Source organism: Kocuria sp. LHG3120 (genome assembly GCF_049897445.1).
Taxonomy (GTDB): Bacteria; Actinomycetota; Actinomycetes; order Actinomycetales; family Micrococcaceae; genus Kocuria; species Kocuria rosea.
Genome location: NZ_JAFCWG010000006.1, coordinates 146,494 through 163,001, shown reverse-complemented (window position 1 = coordinate 163,001; position 16,508 = coordinate 146,494). Strand labels below are relative to the sequence as shown.

Sequence of the window (16,508 nt, the reverse complement as noted above, 5' to 3'; positions counted from 1 at the left end):
GCCGTTCCTCACTCCGCGGCGCTGCCGCGGCTGTCCGTCGCCGCGTCCTGCGGCGCGCCGGCCCCGTCCGCCGGGGCGGCCGGGACGCTCTGCTCTGTCTGCTCTGCCTGCTCGGTGGTGCCGGGGTCCTGGCCCGCGCCGGGCTCGTCCGTGCTGCCCGGCTGTCCGGGGGCCGCGGGCTCGTCGGTGCCGCCCGGCTCGGCGGCGGTGCCCGCGTCCTCGGCGGTGTCCGCGTCCTCGCTGCCGGCCGGTTCCCCGTCGGCGTCCGCGTCCCCGGCGGCGTCCGTGTCCCCGGCGGCTCCCGTGCCCGCCGCGGGACGGGCGTCCTCGTAGGCGGAGGCCACCACGGACTGCCAGAGGGCGTCCACCCAGGCGGGCTTCTCGGCCTCGACCTGCGCCGCCGAGGAGTCCACCACGGCGCCGTCCATCTCCTCGGCGCCCACCACGAGGTAGGACCGCTCCCCCGGCATCACGTAGAGGAGCCGGTCCCGGGCCTGCTGCTTGACGTAGGTCTCGTCCGACCACTGGTCCACCTGGTCCTCCAGGGAGGCCTGCTGGGCCTCCATGGCGGCGATGGCGCGCTCGAGCTGGGCGATCTCCGCCCGCTGCTCGAGGAAGATCTTGGTGGTCGGCGCCGCCAGGAACACGATGAGCACGGCCACGAGGGTGAGGATCAGGAACCGCCCGCTGAAGGTGCGGGCGGGGACCGGCGACCCCACGGCGCTGGACCCGCCACCCAGCCCGTGGCCCGGGCCGCCGCCCGTCCCGCCGTCGCGCCCGCGGGTGCCCGGCGCGGCGTCGCGCCCGCCGAGCAGGCGGGTGGTGCGCGGGCGGGGAGCGGGCATGGCGACCTCACGGGGGAAGGGCGGGGACGGGGACCAGTGTAGCGCTCACGGGGGGAGCGGCCGCCGGGAACGGCCGCTCCCCCCGCACGACGACGGACCGGCGGGGCCGGTCAGCCGCCGGTGGTCACTTCGCGGTGTAGCGCGGGAACGCGGAGGCCCCCGCGTAGCGCGCGGCGTCCCCGAGCTCCTCCTCGATGCGCAGCAGCTGGTTGTACTTGGCCACGCGCTCGGAGCGGGCCGGCGCCCCGGTCTTGATCTGACCGGCGTTGGTGGCCACCGCGATGTCCGCGATCGTGGTGTCCTCGGTCTCGCCCGAGCGGTGGGAGATCATGCAGTGGAACATGTGCCGCTGGGCCAGGGAGATGGCGTCGAAGGTCTCCGTGAGGGAGCCGATCTGGTTGACCTTCACCAGCAGGGCGTTGCCGGCGCCCTCGTCGATGCCGCGGGCCAGCCGCTCCGGGTTGGTGACGAACAGGTCGTCGCCCACGATCTGGACCTGGGTGCCCACGGACGCGGTGAGGGCCTGCCAGCCCGCCCAGTCGTCCTCGTCCAGCGGGTCCTCGATGGACACGATCGGGTAGTCGCGCACGAGCTCCTCGTAGTAGGAGGTCATCTCCGCGGCGCTGAGCTGCTTGCCCTCGAAGCTGTACTTGCCGTTCTCGAAGAACTCGGAGGAGGCCACGTCCAGGGCGAGCGCCACGTCGGTGCCCACGGTGTACCCGGCCTTCTCGATCGCCTCGGAGATGAGGTCGAGGGCGGCACGGTTGGACTCCAGGTTCGGGGCGAAGCCGCCCTCGTCGCCCAGCCCGGTGGCGAGGCCGCGCTCCTTGAGCACGCCCTTGAGGGAGTGGTAGACCTCCACGCCGGTGCGCAGGGCCTCGGAGAAGGTCGCGGCGCCGATCGGGGCGATCATGAACTCCTGGATGTCCACGTTCGAGTCGGCGTGGGAGCCGCCGTTGAGGATGTTCATCATGGGCACCGGGAGGACGTGGGCGTTGGGCCCGCCCAGGTACTTGTAGAGCTCGAGGTCGGAGGCGTTGGCGGCGGCGCGGGCCACAGCCAGGGAGACGCCCAGGATGGCGTTGGCGCCGAGGCTGCCCTTGTTGTCCGTGCCGTCGAGGTCGAGCATGGTGCGGTCGACCAGCCGCTGGTCGGTCGCGTCGAGACCGATCACGGCCTCGGCGATCTCCTCGTCGACGGCCTTCACGGCGTCGAGGACGCCCTTGCCGAGGTAGACCTTCTGGTCGCCGTCACGGCGCTCGACGGCCTCGAAGGCACCGGTGGAGGCGCCCGAGGGCACCGCCGCCCGGCCGTAGCTGCCGTCCTCCAGCAGCACCTCGACCTCCACGGTCGGGTTGCCGCGGGAGTCGAGGATCTGGCGGGCGTGCACTGCGGTGATCATGGCCATGGGTTGCTCCTGACGTTGGTGCTGAGCTTGTCGCTGACGTGGGTGGAACGTGCGTGGTGGGGCGGTCGGGGCCCCGGTGCGGGGCACCGGCCGAGGGTCCGCACCGGCGGGGCCGGGCGCCCCCGGCGGCTCCAGCCTAGCGACTCGGCGCCGGTGGCCGGCCGCGGGGGCGGCCCGTGACGGGATCAGTCCCCGTTCCGGGCGGCGGCGTACGCGCGGGCGGCCCCGCGCAGGGCCCGCTCGGCGTCGAGCCCGCGGGCGGAGGCGGAGCGCACGAGCGCGAACAGCGCCTCGCCCAGCTCCTCCTCGGTGCGCGGGCCGCCGGGCTCCTCCGCGGCGGGGACCGCGGGCTCGAGGTCGTGCTTGCGGGCCCGCGCGAGGGTCTTCTCCGCGAGGGCCAGGGCCGGCAGGTGCGGCGGGATGCCGTCGAAGGGCCCGGTCCGCTCGGGCTTCTCGGCCCGCTTGAGGTCCTCCCAGCGGGAGTGCAGCTGCTCGAGGGTCTGCTCCCCCGCGACGTCCCCGGTGGCGCCGGCGCCGAAGACGTGGGGGTGGCGGCGGACCAGCTTGGCGGTGATGGCCTCGAGCACGTCGGCCACGTCGAAGCCGCCCTCGGCGCGCGGGCGCTCCTGGGCGACCCGGGAGTGGAAGACCACCTGCAGCAGGACGTCCCCGAGCTCCTCGACGAGCAGCCCGGCGTGGGCCGCCGGCCCGCCCTCGGCCTCCACGGCCTCGACGACCTCGTAGGCCTCCTCCACGAGGTAGCGCACAAGGGACTCGTGGGTCTGCTGCCCGTCCCACGCGCACCCGCCCGGGGAGCGCAGCCGGTCCATGACCGCCACGAGCTCCGCGAAGCGCTGCCCGGTCCGCTCCGGGACGCCGAGCCCCGCCGCGACGTCGTCGGTGCCGTGCCCCTGGCTCATGCGTGCATCCCCTCGAAGCCGTCGGTGATCATCCCGTCCAGGGCGGTGCGGTCCTCGAGCGGGAGGAAGGCGGCGGCCGCGGCGTTGCGCTGCAGCCGCTCCAGGTCCTCGAGCCCGTAGCCGAAGTGCTTCACGAGCAGGGCCAGCTCGTCCGTGACCGTGGTCCCGCTCATCAGCCGGTTGTCCGGGGAGATGGTCACCGTGAAGCCGGTCCGGTACAGCATGTCCACCGGGTGCCGCTCGGGACCGCCGCCGAACGCCGCCACGGCCCCGGTCTGGAGATTGGACGTGGGGCACACCTCGAGGGCGATGCCCCGGTCCCGGACCCACTCGGCCGTGCGGCCGAGGTCGACGACGGCGACGTCCTCCAGGTAGTCGATGTCGATGTCCTCCGCGATGCGCACCCCGTGGCCCAGGCGCAGGGCGCGGCCCGTGGCCAGCGCGTCCCGGATCGACTCGATGCCGGCGGCCTCCCCGGCGTGGAGGGTGACGGGCATCAGCTCGTCCGCGAGCAGCTCGAGGGCGGCCCGGTGGCGGGCGGGCGGGTAGCCGTCCTCGGGTCCCGCGAGGTCGAAGGCCACCACGCCGCGGTCCCGGTTGTCCACCACGAGGCGGGCGACCTCGAGGGAGCGCTCGGCGTGGCGCATGGCGCAGAGGATCTGGGTGACGGACACGATGTGGCCCGCGTCCTCCGCGGCCAGCACTCCCTCCGAGAGCCCGAGCCGGACGGCCTCGACGGCCTCCGCCATCGACAGGCCGCCGGCGGTGTGCTGCTCCGGGGCCCAGCGCACCTCGGCGTGGACCACCCCGTCCGCCACGAGGTCCTCGACGTACTCCCGGGCGCAGCGCACGAGCGCCTCGGGGGTCTGCATCACGGCGACCGTGTGCTCGAAGGTCGCCAGGTAGCGCAGCAGCGAGCCGGAGTCGGCGCTCTCCCGCACCCACCGGCCCAGCGCCTCGGGCTCCTCGGCCGGCAGCCGGTGCCCGGCGGCGGCGGCCAGCTCGACCACCGTGGCCGGGCGCAGGGCGCCGTCGAGGTGGTCGTGCAGGCACACCTTGGGCAGGTCGCGCAGGACCCGGTCCGGCACGCGGCCCGGGTGCTGTTCGGCGGAGGTCAGCATCACGGTCGGGACGGCCCCTGTCTCGGTCGGTCTCAGTAGTTCCAGTCCTGCAGGGCCTCGTTCATGTGCTGCGGGATGTGCGCCCCGGTGCGGGGGTACATGCGCAGCTCCTCGAGGTAGTTCTGCGCGGGCAGCCGGTCCTCGTAGCGCACGAAGGCCTCCTCGTCCGCGTAGTCGAAGGACACCTCCGGGGGGATGCCCGGCCGGAAGCGGAACATCATCGCCAGCGGGGCCCCGTTGCCCTCCACGTAGGACTCGTCCTTGAGCTCCTGCACGTGCAGCAGCTCCTCGGGGACGAGGTCGAAGGTGCGGCGCTGGTCCCAGAAGCCGTTCTTCCGCACGTGGGTCAGGGCGTCGTAGTAGGTGCCCAGGGCCCGCACCCGCACGAGCACGGTGGAGACGTCCATCGCCGTGCCGTCCTCGCCGAACAGGCGCCGCTGGGCGTCCGCGAGCCGGCGCAGGACGTCGACCTCCTTGAGCACGAGGTTGCCCTCGGCCAGCTTGTCCTGGGAGGGCCGGTCCTGGGCCCCCGCCGGGGCCCGGTAGGACGGGGAGACGTCGGTGGAGACCGCGGTCTCCGGGGCGGAGGAGTCGTGGTCGTCCCCGGCGGCGGTGCCGGCGGCGGCCGCGGCGGCCGTCGCGGCCGCCGCCCCGGTGGGCGCGGCCGGCTCGACGTCCTCGTGCCACTCCTCGTGGTCGACGTGGTCGGGGACCTCGTGCTGGGCGGTGCCGTGGTCGGGGACGTCGTGGGCGGTGGCCTCCCGGTCGGCGGTGCGGTGCTCGTCCTGCTCCCGGCCGGCCGCGGGGGCCTCCGTGGCGGGAGCGGCCCCGGGAACGGGCTCCGCCCCGGTGGTCGGCTCGGTGATCGGCTCGGCGGCCGGCTCAGCGCTCCGCGCGGAGACCGGGACGCCGGTCGGCTCGGAGACGGGGCCACGGGCGGCGCCGGCCGCGGAGGACCCGGCCCCACCGGCAGCGGCGGCCGCCGCGGCGGCGGGGACTCCCCCGGCCGAGTGCTGCGCGGCCGGGCCCGTCGGCTCCGATGCGGCGGGACGGCGCTCGTCGTCGGACCGCTCCCCGGTGGGGCGCTCACCGGCGGGCCGGTCCTCGGCGGAGCTCGTCTCCGCAGTGGACCGCGTGCCCGCGGCAGCGGCGCCCGGCGTGGGCCGCCCCGACCGCCAGGTGCGGACGTCCTCGCTGCCGTCGGCGAAGCCGTAGGTCGTCACCACGGGGCGGACCCCGTCCTGCTCCGGGCCCACCTCGATGCGGGCGTTCTGCCACGCGCCGCGGGGCGAGGACATGGCCTCGCTGTAGAGGTCGGCCACGGGGTCGAAGAGCGGTGAGTCCTGGTCCACGGTGCCGGACTCCACGGACGGGTCGGCGTCCCCCACGGACTGCTGGGTCTGGTGGGTCATGGTGTTGCCGCGCTGGACGAGCGTGAGCACGGCGCGGTCGGCCCCCCGGGACGTCAGCCGGTCCACGAGGAAGGGCAGCGGTCCGCGGTCCGGCAGCGGCCGGACCTCCTCCGGGCCGTGCTCCTCGTGACCGTGCCCGTCCGGACCCCGGGAACCGGTGCCCCGGTCGCCGTCCCGGCCCGTTTCCCGGGTCCCGGTGTCGGGGCCGGCGGTCGGACCGGCCGGCTGCTCGGGCCGTCCGGTCTCGTGGCGCGGTGTGCTGTCCTCGGTGTTCTTCCGGAAAATGCCTCGCAGACCCAACTGGACCCACCCTTCCGAGCGTGTGCGCACGCCCTCGGTTCTCGTTTCGCGCTGGTTCTCTCCGCAGTATAGGCGGGCCCGGCATCCGGCCCCGGCGCTTCAGCGGCCGGCGATCACCGCACGGTCTCCAGGACCACGGCGCGGTCCGGCCGGGACGCCGGCGCCTCCGGGGCGATCACGGCGGCGCCCTCGAGGGCCTCCCGGGCCCGTGCGAAGCGCTCGGGGGTGTCGGTGAGCAGGGTCAGCAGCGGCTGCCCGGCCCGGACGGCGTCCCCGGGCTTGGCGTGCAGCAGCACGCCGGCGCCGGCCTGGACGGGGTCCTCGCGCCGGGCGCGGCCCGCCCCGAGGCGCCAGGAGGCCACCCCCACCCGGTGGGCGTCGAGCTCGGCGAGCACGCCGTCGGCCTCGGCCACCACGGTCTCGGACTCCCGGGCCCGCGGCAGCGGGGCGTCGGGGTCGCCGCCCTGGGCGGCCACCATGGCCCGCCACACGTCCATGGCCCGGCCGTCCCGCAGCGCCTCCGCCGGGTCGGCGTCCGGGACCCCGGACGCGGCGAGCATCTCCGCGGCGAGCGCCACGGTGAGCTCCACGACGTCGGCCGGGCCGCCGCCGGCGAGCACCTCGACGGACTCCTGGACCTCCACGGCGTTGCCGACCGTCAGGCCGAGGGGCGTGGACATGTCGGTGAGCAGGGCGGTGGTCGTGACTCCGGCGCCGGTGCCGAGGTCGACCATCGTGCGGGCCAGCTCGCGGGCGGAGGCCAGGTCCTTCATGAACGCCCCGGAGCCCACCTTGACGTCGAGCACGAGGGACTGGGTGCCCTCGGCGATCTTCTTGGACATGATGGAGGACGCGATGAGCGGGATCGACTCGACCGTCCCGGTGACGTCCCGCAGCGCGTAGAGCTTCTTGTCCGCGGGCGCCAGGCCGGAGCCCGCGGCGCAGATCACCGCGCCCACGTCCCGCAGCTGGGCCAGCATCTCCTCGTTGGACAGGGCCGCCCGCCAGCCGGGGATGGACTCGAGCTTGTCCAGGGTGCCGCCGGTGTGGCCGAGGCCGCGCCCGGACAGCTGCGGGACGGCCACGCCGTACACGGCCACGAGCGGGGCCAGCGGCAGCGTGATCTTGTCCCCCACCCCGCCGGTCGAGTGCTTGTCCGCGGTGGCCGAGCGCGCCCCGGAGCGCACGAGCGCGGAGAAGTCCATCCGCTCGCCCGAGGCGATCATCGCCCGCGTCCAGGCCGCGATCTCGTCCCGGTCCATGCCCCGCAGGAAGATCGCCATGGCCAGGGCGCTCATCTGCTCCTCGGCCACGACACCGCGGGTATAGGCGTCCAGGACCCACGCGATCTGCCCGGGCGAGAGGGCACCGCCGTCGCGCTTGGTCCGGATGACGTCCACGGCGTCGAACTGCTCGGTCATGTGGGGTCCTTTCGGGGACTAGAGGTTCTCGGGGCCGAAGGCGTCGGGCAGCACCTCGGCCATGGTGCGCACCCCGGAGACGGTGAGCAGCCGCAGGCCGGGCGCGCGGTGCTCGTGCAGCAGCTGCCGGCACCGTCCGCAGGGCATGAGGACGTCGCCGTTCCCGTCCACGCACACGAACGCGACGAGCCGCCCGCCGCCGGACATGTGCAGCGCGGACACCAGGGCGCACTCGGCGCACAGGGTCAGGCCGTAGGAGGCGTTCTCCACGTTGCACCCGGAGACCACCCGCCCGTCCTCGGTGAGGGCTGCCGCGCCCACGGGGAAGCGCGAGTACGGGACGTAGGCGTGCTCGCGGGCGGCCACGGCCGCCTCCCGCAGCCGGTCCCAGTCGATCCGGGGCCCGTCGTCGGTCGCCTCGCCGCCGGGGCGCAGAAGCTCGTTCACGGGACGCTCACTCCTTGGTGTAGGGCTTGCCGATGGCCGCGGGACCGCGGGAGACCCCCACGAGCCCGGCCACGGCCAGGATCGTGACGACGTACGGGAGCATGGCCAGGAACTGGCTGGGCACGGGCGTGCCCAGGAAGGACAGGATCGACTGCAGGTTGGACGCGAAGCCGAACAGCAGGGACGCGAGCAGCGCCCCGACCGGGTTCCAGCGGCCGAAGATCAGGGCGGCCAGCGCGATGTAGCCGGCGCCGGAGGTCATGTCCCGGGTGAACGCGGAGACGGAGACCAGCGTGTAGAAGGCGCCGCCGAGACCGGCGACCATCCCGCCGAGCAGCACGTTGCGGAAGCGCAGGGCGTTGACCTTCACGCCCAGGGTGTCCGCGGCCTTGGGGTGCTCCCCCACGGACCGGGTGCGCAGCCCCCAGCGCGTCCGGTAGAGCGCGAACCACACGAGCGCCACCGCGGCGTACATCAGGTAGCCGATCACGGACTGGTCGAAGACGATCGGCCCGATCAGGGGGATCTCCGAGAGCACGGGCACGGCGAAGCGCGGCAGCCGCGGCGGGGAGTTGAACACGCCCGGGTCCGACTCCAGCACCGTGGCGAAGAGGAAGCCGGTCAGCCCGGACACGAGCACGTTGAGCACCACGCCCACGATCACCTGGTTGACCCGGTAGGTGATCGAGAAGACCGCCAGGACGAGCGAGACGAGCCCGGCCCCCAGCACGGCGGCGAGCAGCCCCACCCAGGCGCTGCCGGAGAGGGAGCCGGCCACTGCCGCGGAGAACGCGCCGAACAGCAGCTGGCCCTCGATCGCGATGTTGATCACGCCGGAGCGCTCGCACAGCAGGCCGCCCAGGGAGCCGAAGATCAGCGGGATGGCCAGGGCCACGGACCCGGCCAGCAGCCCGGACAGGGACACGTCCGGGCTGCGCGCGCTGCCCACGACCCACACGAGGAAGCCGCTGACGAAGAAGAAGCCGAACACGAGCACCGCCCACCGGGGCAGGTGCGCCCCGGCCCGGGCGCGCAGGACCGCGAGGACCGTCAGCCCGGCGAGCACGGCCACGGTGACCCAGCCCCACAGCACGCCGTGCACCACGAGGTCCGGCACGCGGAAGAGGTCGCCGGCCTCCGAGACGCGGAAGCTCACCGTGTTGTCCGGGGCGTTGAGCCCGAACAGCAGCAGGGCCACGAGGCTCAGGAGGCCGAGGACCACCGGGGTGCGCCAGCTGGTGACGCCCACGACCTCGTTGGCCGCGGTCGTGGACAGCTCCGCCTCGGCCGGCGGGGGCAGGGTCGTCGCGGCGGTGCCGCCGGAGTCCCAGGGCGCCTGCTCGGGGCGCGGTTCCGGATGCTGCGAGCTCATGCCCGGCCTCCCTCGGTGGCGGTGGCGGCCGTGGTGGTGGCGCTCCCGCCGCGGCGGGAGCGGACCCGGTCCTGCCCGGTCCGCACCAGCGGCGGCAGGGCGATGAACAGGACGATCAGGGACTGCACGACCAGGACGATGTCGATGTTCGTGCCGGTCATCGACTGCATGGTGACGCCGCCGGCGCGGAACCCGCCGTAGAGCAGGCCCGCGAAGAACGTGCCCCACGGCTTCGACCGGCCCAGCAGGGCCACCGTGATCGCGTCGAAGCCGAAGGACGCGGCGACGCCCGCGGTCAGTGCGCGCTCGGTGCCGGAGATCTGGGCCACGCCCGCGAGTCCCGCGAGGGCGCCCGCGAGGACCATGACGACGACGAAGCCGCGCGTGACCGAGATGCCGGCGGTCCGGGCCGCGCGCGGGTTGGCGCCCACGGCCCGCAGCTCGAAGCCGATCGTGGAGCGCTTGAGCAGCCAGGCGACGAACACCGTGGCGAGGACCGCGAGCACGAACCCCCAGTGCAGCCGGAACTGCTCGCCCAGCAGCTTGGGGAACATCGCGGTGTCCGCGACCTGGGGGCTGACGGGGTTCGAGGAGCCCGGGCGCAGGAACGCCGGGCGGGTGAGCAGCCAGGCGACGAGGTTGAGCGCGATGTAGTTGAGCATGATCGTCAGGATCACCTCGTGGGCGCCGGTGCGGGCCTTGAGCACGCCCACGACCGCCCCCCACAGCGCGCCGCCGAGGGCCCCGGCGAGGATCACGGCGAGCAGGTGCACGCCCACCGGCAGCTGCCAGGAGAAGCCGACCCAGGCGGCCAGCGCCGCGCCGATCAGCAGCTGCCCCTGGGCGCCGATGTTGAACAGCCCGGCCTGGAAGGCCACGGCCACCCCGAGCCCAGCCAGGATCAGCGGCGTGGCCACGGTGAGGGTCTCCGCGAGCGGGTAGACCCGCTGCGCGAACGTGCTGCCGTTCGGGTTGTAGACGGCGCCGTAGAACATCGCCTCGTAGGCGGAGGACGCGGCGGCCCACATGGCCGCGAGCGTGTCCCCGGGGCGGGCGAAGAGGTAGCTCGCGGCGTCGGCCACCCGGTCGTCGGTCAGGGCGATGAGGAGCCCGCCCAGGAGCAGGGCGGCGACGATCGCGAGCACGGACTGCACCGCGGAGCCGGTCCAGTCCCGCCGGGAGCTCCCGGGGGCGACGGCTGTGGGCGGCGGCGCCTTCTGCTGGTCGGCGGCCGCGGGGGCCGCTCCGGTGGCACTCATGCCTGCTCCTTCGGGTGCTGCGCCGTGGCCTGCGGGGCGCCGGCCTGCGGGGCATCGGTCGGTGGGGCGCCGGTCTGCGGGGGGACGGCCGGCTGCGCCCCGGTCCGCCGCGCGCCGTCGGGCCGGACGCCGGCCGCGCCGAGCTCCTCGGCGGTGGCCCCTGCCATCATCTGGCCCAGGACGTCGCGCGGGGTGTCGGGGCCCACGATCCCCATGATCCGGCCGTGGAAGAACACGGCGATCCGGTCCGCGAGCGCGTACACCTCGTCGAGCTCGGTCGAGACGATGAGCACGGCCACGCCCTTGTCCCGCTCGGCGACGATCTGCTCGTGGATGAACTCGATGGACCCCACGTCCACCCCGCGGGTGGGCTGGGAGGCGAGGAAGAGCTCGAGGGGCCGGGAGAGCTCCCGGGCGATGACGACCTTCTGCTGGTTGCCGCCGGAGAGGGTCTGCACGGGGGCGTCCACGGAGGGGGTGCGGACGTCGAACTGCTCGACGGCGCGGCGGGCGTTGGCCTGGACCTCGCCCAGCCGCAGGGACGGGCCGCGGGAGAAGCGGTCGTCGCCGTAGAGGTCCAGCACGAGGTTCTCGGCGACGGTGAACGGGCCCACGAGCCCGTCCGTGGAGCGGTCCTCCGGGACGAAGCCCACGCCGGCGTCGAGGACCTGGCGCACGGACTTCCCGAGCAGCTCCGTGCCGCCCAGCCGGATCGAGCCGGTGGCCCGCTCCCGCAGGCCGAGGATCGCCTCGGCCAGCTCCGTCTGGCCGTTGCCCTGCACGCCGGCCACCGCGAGGATCTCCCCGCGGGCCACGTCGAACCCGACGTCGTCGAGCAGCTTCACGCCGTTGTCCGCGACCACGGTGAGCCCGGAGACCTCCAGGGCCCGCTCCCCCGGCTCGGCCTCGCCCTTGGCGACGGTCAGGGACACGTCCCGGCCCACCATGAGGGCCGCGAGCTCGGAGGTCGAGGCCTCCGGGGACGTCTGGCCCACCACCCGGCCCCGGCGGATCACCGTGATGACGTCGGAGATCGCCTTGACCTCCCGCAGCTTGTGGGAGATGAACAGGATCGACTTCCCGGACCCGCGCAGCTGGCGCATGATCTCGAGCAGCTCGTCGGTCTCCCGGGGCGTGAGCACCGCGGTGGGCTCGTCCAGGATGAGCACCTGCGCCTCCCGCACGAGGGCCTTGATGATCTCGACGCGCTGCTGCACGCCCACGGGCAGGTCCTCGACCACGGCGTCCGGGTCCACGTGGAAGCCGTAGCGCTGGGAGATCTCCCGGATCCGGCGGCGGGTGGTCTCGAGGTCGAGGGTGCCGCCGCGGGTGCTCTCCGCGCCGAGGGCCACGTTCTCCGCGACGGTGAACACCGGCACCAGCATGAAGTGCTGGTGCACCATGCCGATCCCGGCGGCCATGGCGTCCCCGGGGCCCCGGAAGGACACCTCGGCGCCGTCCACCAGGATGCGTCCCCCGCTCGGCCGGTACAGGCCGTAGAGGACGTTCATCAGGGTGGACTTGCCCGCCCCGTTCTCGCCGAGGAGGCAGTGGATCTGCCCGGGCTCCACGACGAGGTCGACGTCCTCGTTGGCCGCGAAGGAGCCGAACCGCTTGGTGATGGACTGCAGTTCCAGCTTCATGGTGGGGTGGTCCTCCTCCTGGGCCGTCCGCCGGCCCGGGGCGGGCACGCCACCGCCGCCAGCTGCGGCCGGGGCCCTCGCTGGCGGCGGTGGGTGCGGTGGTCGGTGTCGTCCGGGATCAGGCCTGCGGCGAGTTCTCGGACTCGACGGTGACCGTGCCGTCGATGATGTCCTGGCGCAGCTGCTCGACCTCGGCGGCGAGCTCCTCGCCCACGGCCTCCTCCTGGTCGTGGAACGGGGCGATGCCCACGCCGTCGTTCTCGAGGGTGCCGACGTAGGGCTCGTTGCTGAACTCGCCCTCGGCGGCCGACTCGACGACGTCCTGCACGGAGGTGCTCATCTGCTTGAGCACCGAGGTGAGCTGGTACTCCTGGCCCTGGTCGAGGGTCTCGTAGCCGTCGGCGTCGACCCACACGAAGCGGACCTCGTCGCCGCCCCCGCCGTTGGCCTCGACCACGGCGTCGAGGGTGCCGAGGGCGGCCTGCCCGGCCACGGGCAGCACGATGTCCGCGCCCTCGTTGATGAAGTTCTGCGTGGTGGTCTTCGCCGCGGAGGTGTCGGTGAAGCTGTTGACGAAGGTGCCGTCCTGGGAGTCCTTGTCCCAGCCCAGGAGCCGGACGTCCTCGCCCTTGGTCTCGTTGTAGTGGTCGATGCCGTCGGCGAAGCCGTCCATGAACACCGTCACGGTGGGGATGTCCATGCCGCCGTAGGTCGCCACGGTCCCGCTCTGGGTGCTGCCCGCCGCCACGTAGCCGGCGAGGAACGCGGCCTCGGCCGTGTTGTAGACGAGCGGCTTGACGTTGTCGAGCTCGATCGAGGCGTCGTCGACGATCGCGAAGTTGGACTCGGGGTTGGCCTCGGCCACGGCCCGGGTGGCGTCGGCGAGGAGGAAGCCCACGGACAGCGTGAGGTCGCACCCGGACTGCACCATGGACGTCAGGTTGGGCTCGAAGTCGGTCTCGGCCTGGGACTCGGCCTGGTTGACCTCGATGCCCATGGACTCCTCGACGGCCTGCAGGCCCTCGTAGGAGTTCTGGTTGAAGGAGCGGTCCTGGAACCCGCCGGAGTCGGAGACGATGCAGCCGGTGAAGTCGGTGGCCTGCTCCTGCGCCTCGCCGCCCTCCTCGGGGGCCGCGCCGCAGCCGGCGAGCACGAGGGCGGAGGCGCCGAGCAGCGCGGCGGCGGAGAGCGGGCGGGTTCCTCGGGACGTCCGGGGCGGGAAGGTCATGGTTCCTCCAGGAGAAGGGCGCGGCCGGGCGGTGATCCCGGTCACGCGGCAAGCGCGACGTGGTGCCACTCTACCCACGGGTAGTGGCGGGGCGCCGGAGGCCCGCGTTAATTCGTGGTGACGTCCGGCCGTGTCTGCCGGGAGTGCAGCCGGATGGCGCGCAGGGCCGTGTTGGTCATGACCTGGATGCCGCAGCCGATCGCGGCCTCGTCCGCCACGTAGTCCGACTGGTGCAGGTCGTAGGTGTGCCCGCCCCGCGTGCGCGTGCCCAGCCGCATCATCGCCCCGGGCACCTCCTGGAGGAACCACGCGAAGTCCTCCCCGCCCATCGACTGGTGCACCAGCACCACCGCGTCCTCGCCGAGCTCGGCGCGGGCGGCGTTCTCGATGAGGGTGGTCTCCACCTCCCCGTTGACCACGGGAGGGACGCCGCGGATGTGCTCCAGCTCCACGTCCACCCCGTAGGGCGCGGCCACCTGGTGCACGACCTCGTCGAGCAGCGTGCCCGCCCGGTGCCAGGCGTCGGCGTCGAGGCAGCGCATCGTCCCGGACATGAACCCGGTGGCGGGGATGGCGTTGGGCGCCACGCCGGCGTGCATCTGGCCCCACACCACGGCCACGCCGGAGCGCACGTCGATCCGCCGGGAGAGCACGGCCGGGACGTTGACGGCGATCTGGGCCATCGCGTAGACGAGGTCCTGCGTGAGGTGGGGGCGGGAGGTGTGCCCGCCGCGGCCGGTGAACTCGATGCGCACGGTGTCGGAGGCGGACGTGATCGCGCCGATCCGGGTGCCGACCTGGCCGACGTCGACCTTGGGCTCGCAGTGCAGGGCGAACATCCGGGGCACGCCCTCGAGGACGCCCTGGCGCAGCACGGTGAGGGCGCCGCCGGGCAGCTGCTCCTCGGCGGGCTGGAAGACGATCCGCACGGTCCCGGCGATGTGTGCGGTCCGGTGCAGGTCCGCGAGCACCTTGGCCACGCCCACCATCACCGTGGCGTGGATGTCGTGCCCGCAGGAGTGCGCCACGCCGTCGTTGACGGAGGAGTACTCGAGGCCCGTGCCCTCCTGGATCGGCAGCGCGTCGATGTCCGCCCGCAGGCCCACGCCGATCGGGCCGTGCCCGATGTCCACGTAGCACCCGGTGTCCGAGAGCCGCACCGGGGACAGGCCCATGTTCTCCAGGGCGCCCACGATCCGATCCGTGGTGCGGAACTCCTGGTAGGACAGCTCCGGGTGGCGGTGCAGGTCCCGCCGGAAGGCGATCAGGTCGGGCAGGTAGCGCTTGAGCAGGGGGCCGATGGCGGGCGGGAGGCCGGCCTCCAGGGCCGCGGCGGAGGATGGCGCGTCAGGCATCTGTCCAGACTACTCCCGGGCGCGCGCCGCCCCCGACGCTCACAGGACGTCCGTGTTGCCGCTCTGCTTGAGGGAGGCCACCGCGTCCTTGACGCGCTGGGCGTGCTCCCGGGTGGTCACCAGCAGCGCGTCGTGGGTGTCGACGACGACGATGTCCTCGACCCCGATCAGCGCGATCAGCCGGCCCGTGTCCGAGACGACGATGCCGCTGGAGCTGTCGGAGAGCACCCGGCTGTTGTCGCCGAGGACCGTGACGTCGGGGTCGGTCTCGGGGTCGACGTGGTTGAGCCGCCGGATCGCGGCGAAGTCCCCGACGTCGTCCCAGGTGAAGCTCGCCGGGACCATGGCCACGTCCCCGGCGGCCGCCGCGGGCTCGGCCACGGCGTAGTCGATCGCGATCTTGGGCAGCCCGGGCCACACCCGGTCCACCACCTCGTCCTGGGCGGGCGTGCCCCAGGCGTCGGCGATCTCGGTGAGCCCCGCGTGCAGCTCCGGCTGGCTCGCGGCGAGGTGGCGCAGCATCAGGGACGCGGGCGCCACGAACATCCCGGCGTTCCACGTGTAGTTGCCGCTCGCCACGTAGTGCCGGGCGGTGTCCTCGTCGGGCTTCTCGACGAACTCCTCGACCTGCAGGGCGTGGGGCGCGTCCGGCAGCCCGAGCTGGGCGCCGGCCCGGATGTAGCCGAAGCCGGTGGCCGGGGAGCTCGGCGGGATCCCGATCGTCACGATCCGCCCCGAGGCCGCCGCGGCCACGGCCTCCCGGACCACGTCCTGGAAGGCGCCGGCGGGCTCGATCACGTGGTCGGCCGCGAAGGACCCGATGATCGCCTCGGGGTCGCGGCGCTGGACGAGCATGCAGGCCAGGCCGATGGCCGCCGCCGAGTCCTTCGGGGACGGCTCGAGCACGAGGTCGCCGGTGGAGAGCTCCGGGAGCTGGCGGCAGACCGCGGCCGCGTGCGTGCGCCCGGTCACGACCATGACCGGGCCGTCGCCCAGGCCCGCGAGCCGGTCGTACGTGGCGCGGAGCAGGGAGGAGCCGGAGCCGGTGAGGTCGAGCAGGAACTTGGGGGCGTCGGCCCGGGAGAGGGGCCACAGCCGGGAGCCCACCCCTCCGGCAGGGATGAAGGGGTGGAAGTGCGCGAGTGGGGAGGTCACGGAGAACACCATACGACGTCGCCCGGGAGCCCGCGGAAAACGACGTGCGCGCGCGGCGGAACCCGTGCGCCCGTGCGGGACAGCCTGTCAGTAAACACCGGTCGTGCTGGTATCGTGGGAGGGAACTCGCGCATCATCCGACACAGAGCCGGAGGGCTCCGCTCACGTCGTGCGCAGTGCGAATTCCCGAACATTTCTAGAGCGCACGACGGCGAGCGACTCAGGGAGGTTTTTCAGTGGCGAAGACATCCAAGGGCACCCTGTACCGCGGCCAGGCTCATGGCCAGTGGTCCTGGGTGGCCCATCGCATCACCGGCGTGGCCATCTTCTTCTTTCTCTTGGTCCACGTCCTGGACACGGCGCTCGTGCGGGTCTCCCCCGAGGCCTACAACGCGGTCATGGCGACCTACAAGAACCCGGTCATGGGCCTGGGCGAGGCCGGCCTCGTGGCGGCCATCGTCTACCACGCCTTCAACGGCCTGCGCATCATCATGGTCGACTTCTGGTCCAGCGGCACCAAGTACCAGAAGCAGATGCTCTGGGGCGTCCTGGCCCTGTGGGTCGTCGTCATGATCCCCTTCCTCATCCGTCACCTGTCCCACGTCTTCGGGGGTTAATCACT

The 16,508-nt window shown here is 73.7% G+C and carries 14 protein-coding genes; 1 reads left to right on the top strand and 13 read right to left on the bottom strand.

What is annotated here, in order from left to right; all coding sequences use genetic code 11:
• Positions 1-8 precede the first annotated feature (8 nt).
• From ACP7CD_RS13160 to ACP7CD_RS13100, 13 genes are all read right to left on the bottom strand, one after another.
• A complete protein-coding gene (locus ACP7CD_RS13160; RefSeq protein WP_284562608.1) occupies positions 9-845 on the bottom strand; it encodes an FtsB family cell division protein in 837 nt (278 codons plus the stop codon).
• Positions 846-969: 124 nt separating this feature from the next.
• Positions 970-2,253 carry a phosphopyruvate hydratase gene (gene eno, locus ACP7CD_RS13155; protein WP_109222558.1) on the bottom strand — a complete coding sequence of 428 codons (1,284 nt, stop codon included), beginning with the start codon at positions 2,251-2,253 and terminating at the stop codon, positions 970-972.
• Positions 2,254-2,438: 185 nt separating this feature from the next.
• A complete protein-coding gene (locus tag ACP7CD_RS13150) occupies positions 2,439-3,173 on the bottom strand; it encodes a MazG family protein (RefSeq protein WP_017832194.1) in 735 nt (244 codons plus the stop codon).
• Positions 3,170-4,294 carry an adenosine deaminase gene (locus ACP7CD_RS13145; RefSeq protein ID WP_426120443.1) on the bottom strand — a complete coding sequence of 375 codons (1,125 nt, stop codon included), beginning with the start codon at positions 4,292-4,294 and terminating at the stop codon, positions 3,170-3,172. The genes ACP7CD_RS13150 and ACP7CD_RS13145 overlap by 4 nt, the downstream gene beginning before the upstream one ends.
• A gap of 32 nt (positions 4,295-4,326) precedes the next feature.
• Positions 4,327-6,036 carry a hypothetical protein gene (locus ACP7CD_RS13140; protein WP_426120359.1) on the bottom strand — a complete coding sequence of 570 codons (1,710 nt, stop codon included), beginning with the start codon at positions 6,034-6,036 and terminating at the stop codon, positions 4,327-4,329.
• Positions 6,037-6,119: 83 nt separating this feature from the next.
• The gene (locus ACP7CD_RS13135) at positions 6,120-7,427 is read right to left on the bottom strand and encodes a thymidine phosphorylase (RefSeq protein WP_115162372.1); all 1,308 of its coding nucleotides are present in this window, start codon (positions 7,425-7,427) and stop codon (positions 6,120-6,122) included.
• An 18-nt stretch (positions 7,428-7,445) separates the two neighbouring features.
• Positions 7,446-7,874: a cytidine deaminase gene (locus ACP7CD_RS13130; protein WP_109222556.1), complete on the bottom strand. Its 429-nt coding sequence runs from the start codon at positions 7,872-7,874 to the stop codon at positions 7,446-7,448.
• 7 nt (positions 7,875-7,881) lie between these two features.
• Positions 7,882-9,246: an ABC transporter permease gene (locus ACP7CD_RS13125; protein WP_426120358.1), complete on the bottom strand. Its 1,365-nt coding sequence runs from the start codon at positions 9,244-9,246 to the stop codon at positions 7,882-7,884.
• Positions 9,243-10,505, bottom strand: a complete 1,263-nt coding sequence (locus tag ACP7CD_RS13120; RefSeq protein WP_251355639.1) for an ABC transporter permease — start codon at positions 10,503-10,505, stop codon at positions 9,243-9,245. The genes ACP7CD_RS13125 and ACP7CD_RS13120 overlap by 4 nt, the downstream gene beginning before the upstream one ends.
• A complete protein-coding gene (locus ACP7CD_RS13115) occupies positions 10,502-12,148 on the bottom strand; it encodes an ABC transporter ATP-binding protein (protein ID WP_095650476.1) in 1,647 nt (548 codons plus the stop codon). Before ACP7CD_RS13115 ends, ACP7CD_RS13120 begins: the two co-directional genes overlap by 4 nt.
• A 118-nt stretch (positions 12,149-12,266) precedes the next feature.
• Entirely contained in the window at positions 12,267-13,376 is a 1,110-nt protein-coding gene (locus ACP7CD_RS13110; protein WP_017832187.1) for a BMP family lipoprotein, read from the bottom strand.
• Positions 13,377-13,483: 107 nt separating this feature from the next.
• Positions 13,484-14,731, bottom strand: a complete 1,248-nt coding sequence (locus ACP7CD_RS13105) for an amidohydrolase (RefSeq protein ID WP_017832186.1) — start codon at positions 14,729-14,731, stop codon at positions 13,484-13,486.
• Between the two features lie 39 nt (positions 14,732-14,770).
• Complete coding sequence (locus ACP7CD_RS13100) at positions 14,771-15,898, bottom strand: mannose-1-phosphate guanylyltransferase (RefSeq protein ID WP_017832185.1); 1,128 nt, start codon at positions 15,896-15,898, stop codon at positions 14,771-14,773.
• 224 nt (positions 15,899-16,122) lie between these two features.
• On the opposite strand from ACP7CD_RS13100, the gene sdhC reads away from it, so the two are divergent.
• Positions 16,123-16,503, top strand: coding sequence for a succinate dehydrogenase, cytochrome b556 subunit (gene sdhC, locus ACP7CD_RS13095; protein ID WP_017832184.1), 381 nt, complete (start codon positions 16,123-16,125; stop codon positions 16,501-16,503).
• The last annotated feature ends 5 nt before the right edge of the window (positions 16,504-16,508 follow it).